Here is a 20,309-nt window from a genome sequence, read left to right on the forward strand (position 1 = left end):
ATTAACTGATGGTTCTTATTGTGCAAAGGCTAAGAATTGTGGATGATTAGCCACAATGATCTTTCTATCTTGGGCTAATGCTAGAAGCGTTGGTTTCCTGGAGAATGAAAGATAACTTTCTCTGACAATACTAAATACATAGAGGTGCTATAGATGAGTGAAGCTGAGGCTCGTCCATCGAATTTCATTCGCCAAATTATTGATAAAGATTTAGCGGATGGTACACACAGTAGCGTGCATACTCGTTTCCCACCAGAGCCAAATGGCTATCTGCACATCGGTCACGCTAAATCTATTTGCTTGAATTTTGGTATTGCTCAGGACTACCAGGGACAATGTAATCTTCGTTTCGACGATACAAACCCTGAAAAAGAAGACGTTGAATACGTTGAGTCAATTAAGAATGATGTAAGCTGGTTAGGCTTCGAATGGTCTGGTGACATTTGTTACTCATCAAACTACTTCGATACGCTTTATGCTTATGCTGTGGAATTAATTAATAAAGGCTTAGCGTACGTTGACGAGCTAAGTCCTGAGCAGATCCGTGAATACCGTGGCACGCTGAAAGAGCCAGGTAAAGCGAGTCCATACCGCGATCGTAGCCCTGAGGAGAACTTAGCGCTATTTGAAAAAATGCGCGACGGTGGCTTTGAAGAAGGTAAAGCGTGTCTCCGTGCTAAGATCGACATGAGTTCGTCATTCATGGTAATGCGCGATCCTGTTATCTACCGTGTTCGTTTTGCTCATCACCATCAGACAGGTGACAAATGGTGCATTTACCCAATGTACGATTTCACTCATTGTATCTCTGATGCGCTGGAGGGTATTACGCACTCTATCTGTACTCTTGAATTCCAAGACAACCGTCGTTTGTACGACTGGGTTCTAGATAACATTACGATCGATTGTCAACCTCGTCAGTACGAGTTCAGCCGTCTGAATCTTGAATACACAGTGATGTCTAAGCGTAAGTTAAACCAACTTGTGGTTGAAAACCTAGTTCAAGGTTGGGATGACCCACGTATGCCAACTATCTCTGGTTTACGTCGTCGTGGTTTCACTTCTGCGTCTATTCGTGAATTCTGTAAGCGTATCGGTGTGACTAAACAAGAGAACATGATTGAGTTTGGTTCACTTGAGTCTTGTATCCGTGATGACTTGAACGAAAATGCACCACGTGCAATGGCTGTTCTAGATCCGGTTAAGATCGTGATTGAAAACTACGATGCCGACAAAGTAGAAACACTAACGGTTGCTAACCACCCGAACAAACCTGAAATGGGCACTCGTGAAGTACCGTTTACTCGTGAAGTTTGGATAGAGCGTGATGATTTCCGTGAAGAGGCAAACAAGAAGTACAAGCGTTTGGTTCTAGGTAAAGAAGTTCGTCTACGTGGTGCTTACGTAATTAAAGCTGAGCGTATTGAGAAAGATGCAGAAGGTAACATTACTACTATCTTCTGTTCTTACGATGACGAAACACTAGGCAAGAACCCAGCAGATGGCCGTAAAGTGAAGGGTGTTATCCACTGGGTATCAGCTGATAAAGCATTGCCTGCTGAGATTCGCTTGTACGATCGTCTGTTCACTGTAGCGAACCCGGCTGCAGCTGATGATTTCGCTGCAACGATCAACCCTGAGTCACTTGTTACGCTGAACGGTTTTGTTGAGCCAAGCTTAGCGCAAGCGGCTGCAGAGCAAGGTTTCCAATTTGAGCGTACAGGTTATTTCTGTGTCGATTCAAAGGATTCTAAAGCTGATGCGTTGGTATTCAACCGCACGGTTGGCCTGCGTGATACTTGGGGAAAGTCTGAGGGCTAATCGCCTTTTAGTTCCCAATAAAAATGCCAGCTGATTAGCTGGCATTTTTTGTTGAGGCTTTTAGCAATTATTTTGCTTTGTGCGCATTTGGGTTGTCTTTGCAATTCCCTTCAAGGCATTTACCATATAGGTATAAGCTATGGTTGGTAAGTTGCACGTTGTACTTCAACGCCACTTCTTTTTGACGTTCTTCAATAACGTCGTCAGAAAACTCGATTACTTCACCACAATCTAGACAAACTAAATGGTCGTGGTGATGTTGAGTAGACAATTCAAATACTGACTTTCCACCTTCAAAATGGTGGCGAGTAACAATACCGGCATCATCAAATTGGTTTAATACACGGTAAACCGTTGCTAGGCCAATTTCTTCACCAAGATCGATCAGTTTCTTATACAAATCTTCAGCACTAATATGTTGGCAATCTGGTTGTTGTAATACTTCTAGAATTTTTAGCCTTGGAAGGGTCACTTTAAGACCAGCATCTTTTAGCGCTTGATTATTGTCTGACATATACTTTCCTGTTGATGATCTGTAGCAATTAACAGAATTCAATATTCCTATCATTATAGGTCACTAGCTACTAACAATAAACCACGAACTTCAAAGGGTTACTACTTAGTTTTGTAAAATTTTGCTTTTGTAAATTATCGATTGTTCACTTATAGTAGATGTCAGACCAGTTGCTTTACGAAGCGGTTCACACTTTAGTAGACATGGAATGTCATCGATGAATAAACAACTCGCAAAGATATACAAGCCTAATATCGTTAAGTTCGCACTCAACATTTGGCCACCATTTTGGGGAGCCGGTATTAAAATTTCTCATATCAGTGAAGACTTTAGAGAAGTGCATATGAGGCTTAAGCTTAGATGGTGGAATAAGAATGCAAATCGTACCCAGTATGGGGGAAGTATTTTCTCGCTCACTGATCCAGTATATTCATTAATGCTAATGGGGATTTTGGGTGAGCAATATTATGTGTGGGATAAAGAAGCCAGCATTAATTTCATCAAGCCAGGGCAATCAGATTTGTACGCTGATTTTCAAATAACACAAAATCAATTAGAAGATATCTATCGTCAAACCGAGTTGGGTGAAAAGTGCTTTCCTGAGTTCGTCATTCATGTCAAAGACAAACAAGGTAACGTGGTCTCTGAAGTGCAAAGGAAGCTGTATGTAAGGAAAAAGCCCCAGTTTCGAGAGCAAGAAGAGTTAATTGAATCATAAAAAAACCTCCGCATGCGGAGGTTTTTTTCGAACTTAGAAGACAGAATTAGTCTTCTAGTTCTGCTAAACACATTTCTTCGTGGATTTGTTTAACCCAGTTTGAAACACGTTCATCAGTAAGCTCTGGCTGGCGATCTTCGTCGATACATAAGCCAACAAATAGGCTGTCATCGCCTTCAACTAGGCCTTTAGACGCTTCAAACTCGTAACCTTCTGTTGAAGTGTGACCTAAAATTGTACCGCCTTTTGCTTCAACGATGTCACGAATGTTACCCATCGCATCACAGAAGTATTCAGCGTAATCTTCTTGGTCGCCACAGCCAAAAATAGCAACAAGCTTCGTAGAGAAGTCGATAGCTTCAAGTTCAGGGAAGAAATCGTCCCAATCACATTGAGCTTCACCGTAGTACCAAGTAGGGATACCAAGCAATAAAAGATCGAAATTATCGATGTCTTCTTTACTGCTTTTCGCAATGTCTTGAACATGAACGAGCTGTTTGCCCAACTGTTTTTGAATCATCTTAGCAACAGCTTCAGTGTTACCTGTATCGCTACCAAAGAAGAGACCTACACTTGCCATAGAATCATTACCTTTAATTGTGTCTGATGTTGGAGTTCTAGAGTTCTGTGGGATGATCAACCAATCCCGGTACCTTCCCAGCTAAGTTGGATTAATCCTTTTGCGATAAACCCTGCACAGCCTAAGAACAGTACCATCCATACAATTCGACGACCAAATACCGGAACGTTACCTTGTTTTAAAACATCTTTAATAGCCATGCCGATCAAGAAAAAGATAGCGGCAAAAAGAAGATCTAATCCAATAGATTCAAGCAGGTTCATGTAGTCGTAAAGCATGGGATCCCTATATACCAATTTTGCTTGCGCGCACTATAGCATTGTTGATTCACAAAGTTAATGCGAAGTGTTCGCAGAACTCTCATTTATCGAGTGCAAATCAACGAAGAAATTTACGAATAGCTCTTAATACTTCCGCAGGTTTCTCTGCATGTAGCCAATGACCTGTGTTCGCTATGACATGTGCTTTAGCACGACTGAATTGGGATTGAACGGCACTTTGATGTTCTGCGGTTAGGTAATCAGAGTCACCCCCTTTAATGAACAACGTTGGGCCATTGAATGCAGAAATAGGTTTCCACCCGGTGATGTTGTCGTAATTCGCCAAAAGTGATTGCACATTGAAGCGCCATTCCATTATCTCACCGTTCTTAAATAGAGATTTTGTCAAAAATTGGCGTACACCATCAATTTCTATATGTTCGGTCAGGATTTTTAAGGCTGCTGAACGCGAGCTTGGTTTCTCGGTAGCTACTGCTTGTAGTCCTGAAAAAACATTGTCGTGACGGCGTTGCGAATAGGCGACAGGAGCCATGTCTAAAACGATCAGTTGGTTGATATTGATGGCGTCGGACTCGGTTAAGGCCATTGCAACCTTACCACCCATAGAATGGCCGATCACCGTTACTTCATTTAGTTCTAGTTCAAGAAGTAACGCTTCAACATCCTTTGCTAAAAGTTGGTAATTATGTTCATCGGAGTGGAAAGATAAACCGTGATTACGAAGATCAACGCTAAGTACTTGATGATCTTCTCTAAGATCTCTCGCTAAAAGCCCTAGGTTATCTAAATTTCCGAATAATCCATGGATCAAAACAATGGTGTGACCTTCACCTTCAATTTTATAGTTGAGCTGTACTGACATTTTATCTTATTCATGATGGGTTTAACGTAGAGTATCCGCGCGGATCTCGCTATAATCCCTCAGAGTTTAAACATTGAGATTGTGAAAAGCGAATGAAAACAATTGAGGTTGATGAGGACCTATACCGTTATATTGCTGGTCAGACTGAGCATATAGGCGAAAGTGCATCGGATATTTTACGTCGTCTATTGAATGTAGAAGGTCAAAAAGCAGTCCAAGTAAAAGAAGCGAAACAGCCAAAAGGTATCGTAGTAAGTAAAGATGCGGGCATTATCCCGGCTAAGATTGATGGCGTTAAAGAAATGCGCTCTCTACTTATCTCTGACGAATTTGCTTCATTGAAAAAGGCAATAGATCGATTCATGCTAGTTTTGTCGACTTTGCACCATATCGATCCCGAAAGTTTTTCTGAGGCGACTCAAGTAAAAGGCCGTAAGCGTGTTTACTTTGCCGATAACGAAGAGACACTTCTTGCAAACGGCAACACAACAAAACCAAAAGCGATTCCTAGCAGCCCATTTTGGGTAATCACCAATAATAATACTAGCCGTAAGAGGCAGATGGTGGAACAGCTAATGAGTCGAATGAGTTTTCAGGCTGACTTAATTGAAAAAGTAACAGGTTCCATATAAAGAAATCTGCTTTAAACCTCATAATGTCCTGTAAGAAGAAGATATTATGAGGTTTTTTTGTTTTTAAATTTTATATATAAGGATGTCGAAAAATGGCTATGCACCCTCGTGCCGGGCAAAAAGCTCAGCAGGAAGATCTTCATAATATTCCGGCTTTAGTGGCTAACTATTTCTTACAGCAACCGGATGCGACTAACCCAGATCACAAAGTACTGTTCGGTACTTCAGGTCACCGCGGTACTGCAGACAAATCAACATTTAACGAAAACCACATTTTAGCGATTGCACAAGCAGTAGCTGAAGTTCGTGCGGAGCAAGGTACAACAGGCCCGCTTTTCTTAGGTAAAGATACGCACGCGCTATCTGAGCCAGCGTTCTCTACAGTAATTGAAGTGCTTGTAGCGAACGGTGTTGAAGTTGTCATTCAAGAAAACAACGGTTTTACTCCAACACCTGGTATCTCGCACGCAATTCTTACGCACAATCTAGTGAATGACAAAAAAGCTGATGGCATTGTTATCACACCTTCACACAATCCACCTCAAGACGGCGGTATTAAATACAACCCTACACACGGTGGCCCTGCTGAAGCGGAACTAACACAAGCTATTGAAGATCGTGCGAACGTTATTATTTCTGAGCAAATGCAAGGTGTTAAACGCACGCCTATTGCACAGGCTAAACAGTCTGAGTTAGTGAAAGAAGTTGACCTAGTAGCTCCATACGTTGCAGATTTAGTTAACGTGGTTGATATGGAAGCTATTCAGAAAGCGCACATCAAAATTGGTGTTGATCCACTGGGTGGAAGTGGTATCGATTACTGGCGTCAAATTGGTAAAGCGTACAACTTAGATCTTACTTTGGTAAGTGAAGCGGTTGACCCTTCATTCCAATTCATGTCTCTAGATAAAGATGGCGTTGTTCGTATGGACTGTTCTTCGCCATACGCAATGGCAGGCTTGCTTGCGCTTAAAGATGAGTACGCACTAGCGTTTGGTAACGACCCAGACTACGATCGCCATGGCATTGTTACGCCTAAAGGCCTAATGAACCCTAACCACTTCCTAGCGGTTTGTATCGACTACCTATACCGTAATCGTGAAGGTTGGGGGAAAGAAGTGGCAGTTGGTAAAACTCTGGTATCAAGTGCATTGATTGACCGTGTAGTAGCAGACTTAGGTCGCGAACTTTGTGAAGTACCAGTTGGTTTCAAATGGTTCGTTGATGGCCTATACAACGGTCAGTTTGGTTTTGGTGGTGAAGAGAGTGCGGGTGCTTCTTTCTTACGTAAAGACGGTACACCTTGGTCAACCGATAAAGATGGTCTAATTCTTTGCCTATTGGCGGCAGAGATCACTGCGGTGACAGGTAAGAACCCACAAGAGTACTACGAAGAGCTAGCTGCAAAACATGGCGAATCTAAGTACAACCGTATTCAAGCGGTAGCAAATGGTGCACAAAAAGATGTGCTTAAGAAGCTATCTCCAGAGATGGTTTCTGCTGAAACACTTGCTGGTGATGCGATTACTGCTCGTTTGACGCATGCTCCTGGTAATGGTGCTGCAATCGGTGGTCTTAAAGTGACAACTGAGAATGGTTGGTTTGCTGCTCGCCCATCAGGCACGGAAGACATCTACAAAATCTACTGTGAAAGCTTTAAAGGTGAAGAACACCTAAAAGCGATTGAAGCAGAAGCTCAAGAGATTGTTAACCAAGTATTTGCTGCTGCAGGTCTATAATCGAATACGATTCATAGAGTTATAAAGCAAATAATGGAAGGGTTGATGTGAAAGCATCAGCCCTTTTTAGTTGGTCGTATTGTGAATAAGAAAGGGAGGGTAAACGAGAGCGTCTAACCATGTGGCCAACTTTGTGGCATCACAAACCAGAATTGACCAGACTTAGTTTGGCCATGAACGAAGCGGTCACCAAATTCGGTGATAGGTTCTCCGCTGAAATCACCCGTTCCTGCGGCCCATTGCTCTTTGGTTAGAGGGTAGAGTGTTTCGGTGATCTGGTGTGCCTGATTTTGATAGCACCAAAATCCGTTTACTTGGCTTGGGTTAATATCGTAGCCCAAACACTCTGTAGGTACGTTTTGTTCTAGAAATGGATTGGTATAGAGACGACCTTGCATCAACAGATGTTTTGAGTCGACATCGATCTCCGGGTACTGCTCAACAAAGGCGTCTGAAGAGGACATACCAAGCTGGTGGCTGAGCATTCTATCGAGCTTCTTATCTAATTGGTCATGAGAGTTTGGACCAAACCATGTTTGTTCGTGAAGGAGGTAAAACTTAATTGCCACTTCCCAGTGTTCTAATTTTTGGCTACTTGTGTCTTCAAGGATAAAGTCGATTGCGCCGAGTGTTCTTCCCTCAACATTAATCTGAATTTCATCATGCTTGATTGAATAATTATCCGAAGTGGTGATGACTTGTTCACATAGGTGCTGGTAGAGGAAGCCTAACCTAGGGTTACCATTATAAGTGTGGGCGTCATCGATCTTTTGGTGATTTGAGAACACAGTGAGATCAGAAATGGGCGGCTTGATTTCTAGTAGCGGTGGCGAGCTAATCACCCATTGATAAAAGCGTTGCAGTTCGGTCATCAGTTCCTCGTAAACTTCAGTCATCTGTTCTCTAGAAACAGAGTGGAAGGGCTTTCGACATTCTACCCGTAAATTGATATAACGACGTTATTATAAAGGTAAGCTGGAAATAAAAATGAATAACTTACAATTAGAAAAGCTACTTAACGAAAAACTGCAGCCACTGCAGATTAAAGATTACTGCCCAAACGGTCTTCAAGTAGAAGGCACTGCTGAGGTAAAGCGTATTGTTACCGGTGTCACGGCTTCGCAAGCTTTGATTAATAAAGCGGTTGAGCTAAAGGCTGACGCTTTGTTAGTTCACCATGGCTTCTTTTGGAAAGGTGAGCCGGAAGCGATTCGCGGCATGAAAGGTAAGCGTATTCGTACCTTGATTAAAAACGATATCAACCTATTAGGCTACCACCTTCCTCTTGATATTCACCCTGAGCTTGGTAACAACGCAAAATTGGCAGAGTTACTTGAGATCGATGTTGAAGGTGGTTTGGAAGGGCACCCTCAGTCAGTCGCTATGTTCGGTAGATTGAAGACACCAATGACTGGCACTGAGTTTGCAGCAAAAATTGATCAAGTGTTGAATCGTAAGCCGCTACATATTGCACCTGAAAACGCAGATAAAATGATTGAGACAGTAGGTTGGTGTACTGGCGGTGGCCAAGATTACATTGAGCTTGCAGCTTCTCAAGGTATAGATGCATTTATCTCTGGTGAAATTTCTGAGCGCACAACTTACTCGGCTCGCGAGCAAGACATCCATTATTTTGCTGCAGGTCACCACGCAACTGAGCGCTACGGTGTTAAAGCACTAGGTGAATGGTTAGCAAAAGAGCACGGCTTGGATGTCGAGTTTATCGATATCGACAATCCAGTTTAATGCCGTATTTTGATGGTCCAAAAATAAAAAAGGTTGATGCGCTGCATCAACCTTTTTTTATTATCTATTCTCTATTATTCACGTTCGTGTAGAGGTTCGAAATCACGTTGCTCTTGACCAGTGTATAGCTGGCGAGGACGACCGATACGGTTTGTTGGGTCGCTGTGCATTTCGTTCCAGTGCGCAATCCAACCGATAGTACGAGACATCGCGAAGATTACCGTAAACATAGATACAGGAATACCGATAGCTTTCAGAATGATACCTGAGTAGAAGTCTACGTTCGGGTATAGCTTCTTAGAAACAAAGTATTCATCAGAAAGAGCGATACGCTCAAGTTCCATTGCTACGTCAAGTAGTGGATCTTGGATGTTTAGCTCTTTAAGTACTTCGTGACACGCTTCGCGCATTACTGTTGCACGTGGATCGTAGTTCTTGTAAACGCGGTGACCGAAGCCCATCAAACGGAATGGGTCATCTTTGTCTTTTGCTTTTGCAACATATTCTTCGATGTTATCTACGCTACCGATCTCTTCAAGCATACGTAGACATGCTTCGTTTGCACCACCGTGAGCTGGGCCCCAAAGTGACGCGATACCTGCTGCGATACACGCAAACGGGTTAGCACCAGATGAACCAGATAGACGTACTGTAGACGTAGAAGCATTTTGCTCGTGGTCTGCGTGTAGCGTAAAGATCTTGTCCATTGCGCGAGCAACAATAGGGTTAACTTCATATTCTTCACATGGGTTAGCAAACATCATGTGTAGGAAGTTTTCTGCATAGCTTAAATCGTTACGTGGGTAAATGAATGGCTGACCAATCGAGTACTTGTAACACATAGCTGCCAGTGTTGGCATTTTAGAGATTAGACGGTACGCAGCAATTTCACGGTGCGTATCGTTGTTGATATCTAAAGAGTCATGGTAGAAGGCTGCAAGAGCGCCAACTACACCACACATTACGGCCATTGGGTGAGCGTCACGACGGAAGCCGTGGAAGAAGCTTGCAATTTGCTCGTGTACCATAGTGTGACGAGTTACTGTTGTTTTGAACTCTTCGTATTGCGCACGTGATGGGGCTTCGCCATATAGAAGGATGTAACAAACTTCTAGGTAATCAGCGTTATTGGCTAGTTGATCAATTGGGTAACCACGGTGTAGAAGGATGCCCTTTCCACCGTCAATGAAAGTGATTTGAGACTCACAAGATGCAGTGGCAAGAAAACCAGGGTCAAAAGTGAAAAAACCATTAGAACCTAGTGTGCGAACATCGATCACAGGAGTACCTAGTACACCTTCAGTAATCGGCAGTTCGATTGGCGCTTGACCTTCAATATGAAGGGTAGCTTTCTTATCCGCCATAACAATCTCCTTTGTTTATTATTTAATCCGTCCAGGATGTTTATGTGCCATTTTTTTACTGGTCTTAGGTCCGAAAGTCAATTTTTCTGCAGTTTTGTGTGCACTTGTTAGTGTTTTTTGCATTAAATTCGTTAAAAATCTGTTCTGTGTAGCATTATTTGTTACACCAATTGTATTAGAATGTTGCCGGCCGTATAGTGGCGCTGAAAATTTTGGTTAAAACCTTATAAATTCAAGGCTAGAAAGAAATGTGAGGTGTCTTGTCTGGTCTTTTTAGTAACAAAGATTTTACATTTGTCCGGGTCATTATTGCGAAGGCTTGTTAAAGAAATGTTGCATTTTGTAGGTTTCGAGCCAAAATTTGTCCATAACAATATCAAAAGTTATTTAATAACTGTAAATGCTCAATGGAGCTGAGTGAGCAAGCCCGTGAAAGAAAGAAAGACAAGACCTGTTAATTTAGATTTACAGACCATCCACTTTCCTATCACAGCAATTGCATCCATCCTACACCGTGTGTCTGGGGTGATTACGTTTGTTGCGATCGGAATTTTGCTTTGGTTACTATCCATTTCCCTCTCCTCCCCAGTAGGCTTTATGGAAGCGAAAGACATTGTCGATGGCTTCTTTGTTAAGTTTATTCTTTGGGGCATCCTAACCGCGTTGGCTTACCACATTGCTGGTGGTATTCGTCACTTGTTGATGGATCTAGGTCATTTTGAAGAACTAGAGTCTGGTGCGAAGAGTGCTAAAGTAACCTTCGTTGCGACAGCGGTATTATCTGTACTGGCGGGGATTTTAGTATGGTAAACAACGTATCAACTTTTGGTCGCAATGGCGTACACGATTTTCTACTGATTCGTGCTACTGCAATCATCATGACTCTTTACACTATTTACCTAATTAGCTTCTGTGCTTTTTCGGGTGATATCTCTTACGTATCTTGGACACAATTCTTTGGTGGTACATTCACTAAAGCATTCACCATGCTTGCGCTGACTTCTGTACTGATCCACGCGTGGATTGGCTTGTGGCAGGTTCTTACTGACTACATCAAATGCGCAAAACTACGTGGTGGCCTTCAATTAGGTGTCATTGCTGTTCTATTTGGATACTTCTTCTCTGGTCTGTTTATTTTGTGGGGTGCGTAAGTGACTATTCCTGTTCGTGAGTTTGATGCCGTAGTTATTGGCGCTGGTGGTGCAGGTATGCGTGCTGCACTCCAAATTTCAGAGCAAGGCCTATCATGTGCTTTGCTTTCTAAAGTATTTCCTACACGTTCTCATACTGTATCCGCTCAAGGTGGTATTACCGTTGCTCTTGGTAATGCACACGAAGATCACTGGGAACAACATATGTATGACACGGTTAAAGGTTCTGATTACATCGGCGACCAAGACGCGATTGAATACATGTGTAAAAACGGCCCTGAATCAGTAATCGAACTTGAGAAAATGGGCCTACCTTTCTCTCGTTTTGATAACGGTACTATTTACCAACGTCCATTTGGTGGTCAATCAAAGAACTTTGGTGGTGAGCAAGCTGCTCGTACAGCGGCTGCAGCGGACCGTACTGGTCATGCTCTGCTACACACTCTTTATCAGCAAAACATCAAGCACAAGACAACTGTATTTTCAGAGTGGTATGCGCTAGATCTAGTGAAAAATGAAGATGGTGCCATTCTAGGTACCACTGCACTTTGTATGGAAACTGGCGAAGTTTGTTACTTTAAATCAAAAGCAACAATCTTAGCGACAGGCGGTGCTGGTCGTATCTACGCTTCTACAACGAATGCGCACATTAATACTGGTGACGGCGTTGGTATGGCAATCCGTGCTGGCGTGCCGATGCAAGATATTGAAATGTGGCAATTCCACCCAACAGGTATCGCTGGTGCAGGTGTATTAGTAACTGAAGGTTGTCGTGGCGAAGGTGGTTATCTTCTAAATAAAGATGGCGAACGCTTCATGGAGCGTTACGCTCCAAACGCGAAAGACTTGGCTGGTCGTGACGTTGTTGCACGTTCAATGATGATTGAAATCCGTGAAGGTCGTGGTTGCGATGGCCCTTGGGGTCCGCACATTAAACTGAAACTCGATCATCTAGGCAAAGAGACGCTTGAATCTCGTCTACCTGGCGTTTGTGAACTGTCTCGTACATTCGCACACGTTGACCCAGTGAAAGAGCCAATCCCAGTAATTCCAACATGTCACTACATGATGGGCGGTGTACCGACACAAGTTTCTGGTCAAGCGATTAAGCAAGGCGAAGATGGCAGTGACGTTGAAGTTCAAGGCCTATTTGCTTGTGGTGAAATTGCATCAGTATCAGTACACGGTGCTAACCGTCTAGGTGGTAACTCACTTCTTGATTTGGTTGTATTTGGCCGTGCGACTGGCCTGCACCTTGGTGAAACGCTGAAGAAGCAGAAAGATGCGAAACCAGCGACTGAAGCTGACATTGAGCGTTCACTAGAGCGTTACAACCGTTGGGAAAATAGTACTGGCGGTGAAGATCCAGCACAAATCCGTAAAGACCTACAACAATGTATGCAGAACAACTTCTCGGTATTCCGTGAAGGCGATGCAATGGCAAAAGGCCTTGAAGAACTAAAAGTGATTCGTGAGCGTCTGAAAAATGCACACCTTTCTGATAAATCTACAGAGTTCAACACTCAACGTATCGAGTGTTTAGAGCTAGAAAACTTGATGGAAACGGCTTATGCAACAGCAGTTGCAGCTAACTTCCGTACAGAAAGTCGTGGAGCTCACGCTCGCTTTGACTTCCCAGATCGTGATGATGAGCAGTGGCTATGCCACTCTATTTACAACCCTGAGACAGAATCGATGTCTAAGCGTGATGTAAATATGGAACCTGTTCACCGTGAAGCATTTCCACCAAAAGCACGTACGTACTAAGGAGAGGGTAGCAAAATGAAACTGAATTTCTCTGTGTATCGTTACAATCCTGATGTCGATCAGAAACCTTACATGAAGGACTACGTCCTAGAGGCAGATGAAGGCTCGGACATGATGCTTTTGGACGCACTTATTCTTCTTAAAGAACAAGACCCAACGCTAGCGTTCCGTCGTTCTTGTCGTGAAGGTGTATGTGGTTCTGATGGCTTGAACATGAATGGTAAGAATGGTCTGGCTTGTATTACGCCGTTATCTGCGCTGTCTGGCCAAGATAAAATCGTAATTCGTCCTCTACCAGGGTTACCTGTCGTTCGTGACCTTATTGTAGATATGACTCAGTTCTACGATAACTACGAAAAAGTTAAGCCATTCTTAGTATCTGATGGCAATGTGCCACCTGCTCGTGAAAACCTACAAAGCCCTGATGAGCGCGCTCATTTAGATGGATTGTACGAATGTATTATGTGTGCATGTTGTACAACTTCTTGTCCGTCTTTCTGGTGGAATCCAGATAAATTCATCGGACCAGCAGGCCTTCTTGCAGCGTACCGTTGGTTAATTGATAGCCGTGATACAGCGACAGATGAACGCTTGTCAGATCTTGATGACGCATTTAGCGTTTTTCGTTGCCATGGCATCATGAATTGTGTAAGTGTTTGTCCTAAGGGATTAAATCCGACGAAAGCGATTGGCCATATTAAGTCGATGCTAGTAAATCGTTCGGTTTAAAAGAACAAAAATTGCCGCCCTTGAAGTTTTGGGGCGGCCTTTTAATAGCTCGGCATAGACCGCAGCAAACGTGAAACCTACTGGTTAAGGGAAAATATGCACAACGGCGTGATGAAGGCATGGCTCGAGTCTTCACACTTGGCTGGCGCCAATGCAACTTATGTAGAAGAACTCTACGAACTGTATCTAAGTGATCCCGATCTGGTTAGTGAGGAGTGGAAACGTGTATTTGAAGATCTGCCTGTGCAATCTTCAGAAGTGGTTGAACAACCACATTCACGAGTTCGCGAATACTTCAGACGACTCGCCCAAGAGACAAAGCATTACAACGTCCAAGTTAGTGATCCTGATGTCGATGCTAAACAAGTAAAAGTACTGCAACTTATCAATGCTTACCGATTCCGAGGGCATCAAGCTGCAAATCTAGACCCGCTAGGTCTTTGGAAGCGCGATACAGTCTCTGAGCTGGATCCTGCATTCCACAACCTCACCGAAGATGATTTCAACGAAACGTTTAACGTCGGTTCTTTTGCCATTGGCCAAGAAACGATGGTGCTGAAAGATCTATATAAAGCACTTAAACAAACGTACTGTGGTTCTATCGGTGCAGAATACATGCACATGACTAACACTGAACAAAAACGTTGGATTCAACAACGTTTAGAATCGGTGTCTGGTCAACCATCATTCAACCGCGAAGAAAAACAATCATTCCTAGAAGAGCTAACTGCTGCCGAAGGTCTTGAGCGCTATTTAGGCGCTAAATTCCCTGGTGCTAAGCGTTTCTCTCTAGAAGGTGGTGACGCGCTGATCCCAATGACGAAAGAAATCATTCGTCATGCCGGTGGGCAGGGTATGCGTGAAGTTGTAGTGGGCATGGCTCACCGCGGTCGTTTGAACATGCTAGTTAACGTGTTAGGTAAAAAGCCTCAAGACTTATTTGATGAGTTTGCTGGTAAACATGATGACACGTGGGGTACAGGTGACGTTAAGTATCACCAAGGTTTCTCAGCAGATTTTGCGACCCCAGGTGGAGATGTTCACTTAGCGCTAGCATTCAACCCTTCACACTTAGAAATCGTAAACCCAGTTGTAATTGGTTCTGTACGTGCTCGCCAAGATCGCCTAGGCGACAAAGATGGGCGTAGCGTATTACCTATTACGATTCACGGTGATTCAGCAATCGCAGGTCAAGGTGTTGTGCAAGAGACATTCAATATGTCTCAAGCTCGTGGCTTCTGTGTTGGTGGTACGGTTCGTATCGTAGTGAACAACCAAGTTGGTTTTACTACGTCAAACCCTCGTGATACACGTTCTACGATGTACTGTACCGATATCGCTAAGATGGTACAGGCGCCAATTTTCCACGTGAATGCTGATGATCCAGAAGCGGTAGCGTTTGTTGCTCGTTTAGCGTTGGATTACCGTAATACGTTTGGTCGCGATGTTGTAATTGATTTGGTTTGTTACCGTCGTCACGGTCACAACGAAGCTGATGAGCCAAATGCAACTCAGCCTCTGATGTACCAAAAAATCAAAAAGCACCCAACTCCTCGCAAGCTGTACGCGGACGTTCTAATTGACCGTGGTGAATTCGATATCGAAACTGCTACACAATTAGTAAACGAGTATCGTGATGCTCTGGATCACGGTGAAGTTGTGGTTAAAGAATGGCGTCCAATGGCGTTGCATTCTGTTGATTGGGCTCCTTACTTAGGGCACGACTGGAATATCGAATGGGATAACGAAGTTGAACTAGAGCGATTGAAAGATCTAGGTACAAAACTTTGTCAATACCCGGACAGCCACAAGCTGCAAAGCCGAGTGAATAAGCTGTACAACGATCGTATATCGATGATCAATGGTGAGAAGCAAATTGATTGGGGTATGGCTGAAACGTTGGCGTACGCGACATTGGTTGACGATGGTAAACGTATCCGTATCTCAGGCCAAGATTCTGGTCGTGGTACTTTCTTCCACCGTCACTCAGTACTGCATAATCAAACTGATGCAAGCACGTATGTTCCACTAGCGAATATCCATGATAAGCAGGGTCCATTCCAAGTATTTGACTCAGTACTGTCTGAAGAAGCGGTTCTTGCTTTTGAGTACGGTTATGCGACAGCAGAGCCAGGCGGCCTAACGCTTTGGGAAGCTCAGTTCGGTGACTTTGCGAACGGAGCTCAGGTTGTAATTGACCAATTTATTTCTTCTGGTGAGCAGAAATGGGCACGTTTATGTGGTCTTACTATGCTGCTTCCACATGGTTATGAAGGTCAGGGTCCAGAACACTCATCAGCTCGTTTAGAGCGTTACTTGCAGTTATGTGCTGAACAAAACATGCAAGTAGTTGTTCCTTCTACGCCGGCTCAGGTTTATCACATGATTCGTCGCCAGGTTGTGAGACCGATGCGTCGCCCTCTGATTGTGATGTCACCTAAGTCTTTGCTACGCCATCCGCTTTGTACTTCTTCACTTGAAGAATTATCTCAAGGTACGTTCCAGCCAGCGATTGCTGAGATTGACGACCTTAAAGCAGACAAAGTGAAACGTGTCGTATTTTGTTCTGGTAAGGTTTACTTCGACCTTCTAGAGCAGCGTCGTAAGAATGAGCAAGATGATGTTGCGATTGTACGTATTGAGCAGCTCTACCCATTCCCTAAAGAAGATGTAGAAGCCGCTATCGCACAATACACGAACGTTGAAGATTATGTTTGGTGTCAAGAAGAGCCTCAAAACCAAGGTGCTTGGTACAGTAGTCAACACAACTTCCGTGCAGCAATTCCAGCTGGTGCTGATCTTAAGTATGCAGGTCGCCCTGCGTCAGCCTCTCCTGCTGTAGGCTACATGTCAGTACACTTGAAACAACAAAAAGCGTTGATTGAAGACGCTCTGACCCTAATTAAGAACTAGAAGTAAAAGGAAGACACAGATATGACAATTGAAATTCTGGTTCCAGATTTACCTGAATCAGTGGCTGACGCAACAGTTGCAACTTGGCACAAGAAACCTGGTGAAGCCGTTGCTCGTGATGAAGTCATTGTAGATATTGAAACAGATAAAGTAGTTCTAGAAGTACCAGCTCCTGAAGCGGGTGTTTTAGAAGCTATTATCGAAGAAGAAGGTGCGACAGTACTTTCTAAGCAACTTATCGCTAAGCTTAAGCCGGGTGCAGTTGCGGGTGAACCAACGACAGACACAACTGAAGAAACAGAAGCTTCTCCTGATAAGCGTCATAAAGCATCTCTGTCAGAAGAGAGCAATGACGCGTTGAGCCCTGCGGTTCGTCGTCTATTAGCTGAGCACAACCTTGACGCTGGTCAAGTGAAAGGTACGGGTGTTGGTGGTCGTATTACTCGTGAAGACATTGATGCTCATTTAGCTGCTGCTAAATCTGCACCAGTTGCATCTGCAGAGGCGCCGGTTCAAGCACCTGCTGCGGCACGTAGTCAAAAACGTGTTCCAATGACTCGTCTTCGTAAGACTGTTGCAAACCGTCTACTTGAAGCGAAAAATAGCACAGCGATGCTGACTACGTTTAACGAAGTTAATATGAAGCCAATCATGGATCTTCGTAAGCAGTACAAAGATCAATTCGAAGAGCGCCACGGCACTCGTTTAGGTTTCATGTCTTTCTACGTGAAAGCGGTAACAGAAGCGCTAAAACGCTTCCCTGAAGTTAACGCGTCAATCGATGGTACAGACATCGTTTACCACAACTACTTTGACATCAGCATGGCAGTATCGACTCCACGTGGTCTTGTTACTCCTGTACTGAAAGATTGCGATACTCTAGGTTTCGCAGACATCGAAAAAGGCATCAAAGAGCTGGCAATCAAAGGCCGTGACGGCAAGCTAACAGTTGATGAATTAATCGGTGGTAACTTCACTATCACAAATGGTGGTGTATTTGGTTCGTTGATGTCTACGCCTATTATCAACCCACCTCAATCAGCAATTCTTGGTATGCATAAAATCCAAGAGCGCCCGATGGCTGTTGATGGAAAAGTAGAAATTCTACCAATGATGTACCTAGCGTTGTCATACGATCACCGTCTAATTGATGGCCGTGAATCAGTTGGCTTCCTAGTGACAATTAAAGAATTACTAGAAGATCCAGCTCGCTTATTACTAGACGTATAAGTTGAGCGCTATAGGGAGTTCGCATTTGTGGACTCTCTATTTTAGTAAGCTAAATATGCTCACATTTAGTTTAGATTTTATCGAAGAATCGATAAGAGTTTAGAAGCACCCTACGATGTAGACTCAGCAATGCTGATTGTCTAATGGAAATAATAAATCCCTTTAGGGATAAACAAATGGAATAACAAAATGAATTTGCATGAATATCAAGCCAAACAGCTGTTTGCAGAATTCGGTTTGCCTGTACCAGAAGGTTTCGCATGTGATACTGCTCAAGAGGCTTTCGAAGCTGCTGGCCGTATCAGCACTGAAAAGAAAGTAGTTAAGTGTCAAGTGCACGCAGGTGGCCGTGGTAAAGCGGGTGGCGTTGAGCTGCACGACACTAAAGAAGGTGTTAAAGAGTTTGCTCAAAAATGGCTTGGTAAAAACCTAGTTACTTACCAAACAGACGCGAATGGTCAGCCTGTAACTAAGATCCTAGTAGAAGAAGCTTCGAACATTGCTAACGAACTTTACCTAGGCGCAGTTGTAGACCGTGCAACTCGTAAAATTGTATTCATGGCGTCGACTGAAGGCGGTGTGGATATCGAGAAAATCGCTGAAGAAACTCCTGAGTTGATTCACCAATCTGCGATCGATCCTCTAGTAGGTCCTCAAGCTTACCAAGGCCGTGAACTAGCATTCAAATTGGGTCTAGCTGGCGATCAAATCAAACAATTCGTTAAGATCTTCATGGGTCTTGGTGAAATGTTCGCTCAGTACGATTTAGCTTTACTAGAAATCAACCCGCTTGTTATCACTGGCGAAGGTAACCTTCTTTGTCTAGACGGAAAGATCAACATCGACTCAAACGCGATGTACCGTCAGCCTAAACTACGTGAAATGCACGATCCATCTCAAGAAGATGAGCGCGAAGCGCACGCTGCACAGTGGGAACTAAACTACGTAGCACTAGACGGTAACGTTGGCTGTATGGTTAACGGTGCAGGTCTAGCAATGGGGACGATGGATATCGTTAACCTACACGGTGGCAAGCCAGCAAACTTCCTTGATGTAGGCGGCGGCGCGACAAAAGAGCGTGTAGCTGAAGCATTCAAGATCATTCTTTCTGATGACAATGTTAGCGCAGTACTAGTAAACATCTTCGGTGGTATCGTTCGTTGTGACATGATCGCTGAAGGTATTATCGGTGCGGTTAAAGAGGTTGGCGTAACAGTTCCTGTTGTTGTTCGTCTTGAAGGTACTAACGCTGATCTAGGTCGCGAAGTTCTTGCTAATTCTGATGTTGATATCATTGCAGCTGAGTCTCTAACAGACGCTGCTCAAAAAGTTGTTGCTGCTGCGGAGGCTAAATAATGTCTGTACTAATTAATAAAGACACTAAAGTAATCTGTCAGGGTTTCACTGGTGGTCAAGGCACTTTCCACTCAGAGCAAGCAATTGCTTACGGTACTCAAATGGTTGGTGGTGTTTCTCCTGGTAAAGGCGGTCAAACTCACCTAGGTCTTCCTGTATTCAACACAGTACGTGAAGCAGTAGAAGCAACTGGCGCAACAGCTACAGTTATCTACGTGCCAGCACCTTTCTGTAAAGATGCAATTCTGGAAGCGATTGATGCAGGTATCGAGCTAATCGTAACGATCACTGAAGGTATCCCAACTACAGATATGATCGATGTTAAAGTGAAGCTAGAAGAAACTGGCGTTCGCATGATCGGTCCTAACTGTCCAGGTCTTATCACTCCAGATGAGTGTAAGATTGGTATCATGCCTGGGCACATCCACAAGAAAGGTAAAGTAGGTATTGTATCTCGTTCAGGTACTCTTACTTACGAAGCAGTTAAACAAACTACAGACGAAGGCTTTGGTCAGTCGACGTGTGTTGGTATCGGTGGTGACCCAATCCCAGGTTCAAACTTCATTGATATCCTAAAGCTGTTCCAAGAAGACCCGGAAACAGAAGCAATCGTAATGATTGGTGAGATCGGTGGTACTGCGGAAGAAGAAGCTGCAGCGTTCATCAAAGAGAACGTAACTAAGCCAGTTGTTTCTTACATTGCGGGTGTTACTGCTCCTCCAGGTAAACGTATGGGCCACGCTGGTGCGATTATCTCTGGTGGTAAAGGTACTGCTGAAGACAAATTCGCAGCACTAGAAGCTGCAGGCGTTAAGACTGTTAAGTCTCTTGCTGACATCGGTAAAGGTCTACGCGAGATTACTGGTTGGTAATCTGCGTATTATCGCGATAGATAATAAAAAGGCT

At 43.7% G+C, this 20,309-nt stretch carries 19 protein-coding genes; 13 read left to right on the forward strand and 6 right to left on the reverse strand.

Features of this window, described 5'->3' with window-relative positions; translation table 11 throughout:
* Positions 1-153 precede the first annotated feature (153 nt).
* Positions 154-1,821 (forward strand): glutamine--tRNA ligase, encoded by a 1,668-nt coding sequence (glnS, locus tag ELZ11_RS01970; protein WP_137355691.1) that lies wholly within the window; start codon positions 154-156, stop codon positions 1,819-1,821.
* A gap of 67 nt (positions 1,822-1,888) precedes the next feature.
* Here glnS and fcrX read toward each other — a convergent pair whose 3' ends face one another.
* On the reverse strand, positions 1,889-2,335 hold the full coding sequence (fcrX, locus tag ELZ11_RS01975) for a ferric iron uptake transcriptional regulator FcrX (protein ID WP_137355692.1): 447 nt from the start codon (positions 2,333-2,335) through the stop codon (positions 1,889-1,891).
* Positions 2,336-2,552: 217 nt separating this feature from the next.
* On the opposite strand from fcrX, the gene ELZ11_RS01980 reads away from it, so the two are divergent.
* Positions 2,553-3,053 carry a DUF4442 domain-containing protein gene (locus ELZ11_RS01980; RefSeq protein WP_137355693.1) on the forward strand — a complete coding sequence of 167 codons (501 nt, stop codon included), beginning with the start codon at positions 2,553-2,555 and terminating at the stop codon, positions 3,051-3,053.
* 46 nt (positions 3,054-3,099) lie between these two features.
* Here ELZ11_RS01980 and fldA read toward each other — a convergent pair whose 3' ends face one another.
* The 3 genes from fldA to ELZ11_RS01995 form a co-directional block, all read right to left on the reverse strand.
* Positions 3,100-3,633 (reverse strand): flavodoxin FldA, encoded by a 534-nt coding sequence (gene fldA, locus ELZ11_RS01985; protein WP_137355694.1) that lies wholly within the window; start codon positions 3,631-3,633, stop codon positions 3,100-3,102.
* 56 nt (positions 3,634-3,689) lie between these two features.
* Positions 3,690-3,911, reverse strand: coding sequence for a DUF2788 domain-containing protein (locus ELZ11_RS01990; RefSeq protein WP_137355695.1), 222 nt, complete (start codon positions 3,909-3,911; stop codon positions 3,690-3,692).
* A 100-nt stretch (positions 3,912-4,011) separates the two neighbouring features.
* Positions 4,012-4,776: an alpha/beta fold hydrolase gene (locus ELZ11_RS01995; protein WP_137355696.1), complete on the reverse strand. Its 765-nt coding sequence runs from the start codon at positions 4,774-4,776 to the stop codon at positions 4,012-4,014.
* A gap of 92 nt (positions 4,777-4,868) precedes the next feature.
* Between ELZ11_RS01995 and seqA the strand changes: the two genes are divergently transcribed.
* Complete coding sequence (gene seqA / locus ELZ11_RS02000) at positions 4,869-5,408, forward strand: replication initiation negative regulator SeqA (RefSeq protein ID WP_137355697.1); 540 nt, start codon at positions 4,869-4,871, stop codon at positions 5,406-5,408.
* Between the two features lie 92 nt (positions 5,409-5,500).
* A complete protein-coding gene (gene pgm, locus ELZ11_RS02005; protein ID WP_137355698.1) occupies positions 5,501-7,147 on the forward strand; it encodes a phosphoglucomutase (alpha-D-glucose-1,6-bisphosphate-dependent) in 1,647 nt (548 codons plus the stop codon).
* 113 nt (positions 7,148-7,260) lie between these two features.
* On the opposite strand, the gene ELZ11_RS02010 is transcribed toward pgm, so the two are convergent.
* Positions 7,261-8,019 carry a DUF1853 family protein gene (locus ELZ11_RS02010; RefSeq protein ID WP_137356244.1) on the reverse strand — a complete coding sequence of 253 codons (759 nt, stop codon included), beginning with the start codon at positions 8,017-8,019 and terminating at the stop codon, positions 7,261-7,263.
* A 115-nt stretch (positions 8,020-8,134) separates the two neighbouring features.
* Here ELZ11_RS02010 and ELZ11_RS02015 point away from each other — a divergent pair, with 115 nt between their 5' ends.
* Positions 8,135-8,893: a Nif3-like dinuclear metal center hexameric protein gene (locus ELZ11_RS02015; RefSeq protein WP_137355699.1), complete on the forward strand. Its 759-nt coding sequence runs from the start codon at positions 8,135-8,137 to the stop codon at positions 8,891-8,893.
* Between the two features lie 74 nt (positions 8,894-8,967).
* Here ELZ11_RS02015 and ELZ11_RS02020 read toward each other — a convergent pair whose 3' ends face one another.
* Positions 8,968-10,257: a citrate synthase gene (locus ELZ11_RS02020; protein WP_137355700.1), complete on the reverse strand. Its 1,290-nt coding sequence runs from the start codon at positions 10,255-10,257 to the stop codon at positions 8,968-8,970.
* Between the two features lie 417 nt (positions 10,258-10,674).
* On the opposite strand from ELZ11_RS02020, the gene sdhC reads away from it, so the two are divergent.
* The 8 genes from sdhC (at position 10,675) to sucD (ending at position 20,275) form a co-directional block, all read left to right on the forward strand.
* Positions 10,675-11,067, forward strand: a complete 393-nt coding sequence (gene sdhC / locus ELZ11_RS02025; RefSeq protein ID WP_137355701.1) for a succinate dehydrogenase cytochrome b556 subunit — start codon at positions 10,675-10,677, stop codon at positions 11,065-11,067.
* Positions 11,061-11,408 (forward strand): succinate dehydrogenase, hydrophobic membrane anchor protein, encoded by a 348-nt coding sequence (gene sdhD, locus ELZ11_RS02030; RefSeq protein WP_137355702.1) that lies wholly within the window; start codon positions 11,061-11,063, stop codon positions 11,406-11,408. Before sdhC ends, sdhD begins: the two co-directional genes overlap by 7 nt.
* Positions 11,409-13,175, forward strand: coding sequence for a succinate dehydrogenase flavoprotein subunit (sdhA, locus tag ELZ11_RS02035; RefSeq protein ID WP_137355703.1), 1,767 nt, complete (start codon positions 11,409-11,411; stop codon positions 13,173-13,175).
* A gap of 15 nt (positions 13,176-13,190) precedes the next feature.
* Positions 13,191-13,904, forward strand: a complete 714-nt coding sequence (locus ELZ11_RS02040) for a succinate dehydrogenase iron-sulfur subunit (protein WP_137355704.1) — start codon at positions 13,191-13,193, stop codon at positions 13,902-13,904.
* 96 nt (positions 13,905-14,000) lie between these two features.
* On the forward strand, positions 14,001-16,817 hold the full coding sequence (gene sucA, locus ELZ11_RS02045; RefSeq protein WP_137355705.1) for a 2-oxoglutarate dehydrogenase E1 component: 2,817 nt from the start codon (positions 14,001-14,003) through the stop codon (positions 16,815-16,817).
* 21 nt (positions 16,818-16,838) lie between these two features.
* On the forward strand, positions 16,839-18,047 hold the full coding sequence (gene odhB / locus ELZ11_RS02050) for a 2-oxoglutarate dehydrogenase complex dihydrolipoyllysine-residue succinyltransferase (RefSeq protein WP_137355706.1): 1,209 nt from the start codon (positions 16,839-16,841) through the stop codon (positions 18,045-18,047).
* A gap of 189 nt (positions 18,048-18,236) precedes the next feature.
* Positions 18,237-19,403: an ADP-forming succinate--CoA ligase subunit beta gene (gene sucC / locus ELZ11_RS02055; RefSeq protein ID WP_137355707.1), complete on the forward strand. Its 1,167-nt coding sequence runs from the start codon at positions 18,237-18,239 to the stop codon at positions 19,401-19,403.
* Positions 19,403-20,275, forward strand: a complete 873-nt coding sequence (gene sucD / locus ELZ11_RS02060; protein WP_005476019.1) for a succinate--CoA ligase subunit alpha — start codon at positions 19,403-19,405, stop codon at positions 20,273-20,275. Before sucC ends, sucD begins: the two co-directional genes overlap by 1 nt.
* The last annotated feature ends 34 nt before the right edge of the window (positions 20,276-20,309 follow it).

The organism is Vibrio profundi, assembly GCF_005281835.1.
Classification (GTDB): Bacteria; Pseudomonadota; Gammaproteobacteria; order Enterobacterales; family Vibrionaceae; genus Vibrio; species Vibrio profundi.

Bases quoted from the DNA above. Each gene is read 5' to 3' on its own strand.
- glnS (WP_137355691.1), top strand. From the start codon at position 154: ATGAGTGAAGCTGAGGCTCGTCCATCGAATTTCATTCGCCAAATTATT.
- fcrX (WP_137355692.1), bottom strand. From the start codon at position 2,335: ATGTCAGACAATAATCAAGCGCTAAAAGATGCTGGTCTTAAAGTGACC.
- ELZ11_RS01980 (WP_137355693.1), top strand. From the start codon at position 2,553: ATGAATAAACAACTCGCAAAGATATACAAGCCTAATATCGTTAAGTTC.
- fldA (WP_137355694.1), bottom strand. From the start codon at position 3,633: ATGGCAAGTGTAGGTCTCTTCTTTGGTAGCGATACAGGTAACACTGAA.
- ELZ11_RS01990 (WP_137355695.1), bottom strand. From the start codon at position 3,911: ATGCTTTACGACTACATGAACCTGCTTGAATCTATTGGATTAGATCTT.
- ELZ11_RS01995 (WP_137355696.1), bottom strand. From the start codon at position 4,776: ATGTCAGTACAGCTCAACTATAAAATTGAAGGTGAAGGTCACACCATT.
- seqA (WP_137355697.1), top strand. From the start codon at position 4,869: ATGAAAACAATTGAGGTTGATGAGGACCTATACCGTTATATTGCTGGT.
- pgm (WP_137355698.1), top strand. From the start codon at position 5,501: ATGGCTATGCACCCTCGTGCCGGGCAAAAAGCTCAGCAGGAAGATCTT.
- ELZ11_RS02010 (WP_137356244.1), bottom strand. From the start codon at position 8,019: ATGACCGAACTGCAACGCTTTTATCAATGGGTGATTAGCTCGCCACCG.
- ELZ11_RS02015 (WP_137355699.1), top strand. From the start codon at position 8,135: ATGAATAACTTACAATTAGAAAAGCTACTTAACGAAAAACTGCAGCCA.
- ELZ11_RS02020 (WP_137355700.1), bottom strand. From the start codon at position 10,257: ATGGCGGATAAGAAAGCTACCCTTCATATTGAAGGTCAAGCGCCAATC.
- sdhD (WP_137355702.1), top strand. From the start codon at position 11,061: ATGGTAAACAACGTATCAACTTTTGGTCGCAATGGCGTACACGATTTT.
- ELZ11_RS02040 (WP_137355704.1), top strand. From the start codon at position 13,191: ATGAAACTGAATTTCTCTGTGTATCGTTACAATCCTGATGTCGATCAG.
- sucA (WP_137355705.1), top strand. From the start codon at position 14,001: ATGCACAACGGCGTGATGAAGGCATGGCTCGAGTCTTCACACTTGGCT.
- odhB (WP_137355706.1), top strand. From the start codon at position 16,839: ATGACAATTGAAATTCTGGTTCCAGATTTACCTGAATCAGTGGCTGAC.
- sucC (WP_137355707.1), top strand. From the start codon at position 18,237: ATGAATTTGCATGAATATCAAGCCAAACAGCTGTTTGCAGAATTCGGT.
- sucD (WP_005476019.1), top strand. From the start codon at position 19,403: ATGTCTGTACTAATTAATAAAGACACTAAAGTAATCTGTCAGGGTTTC.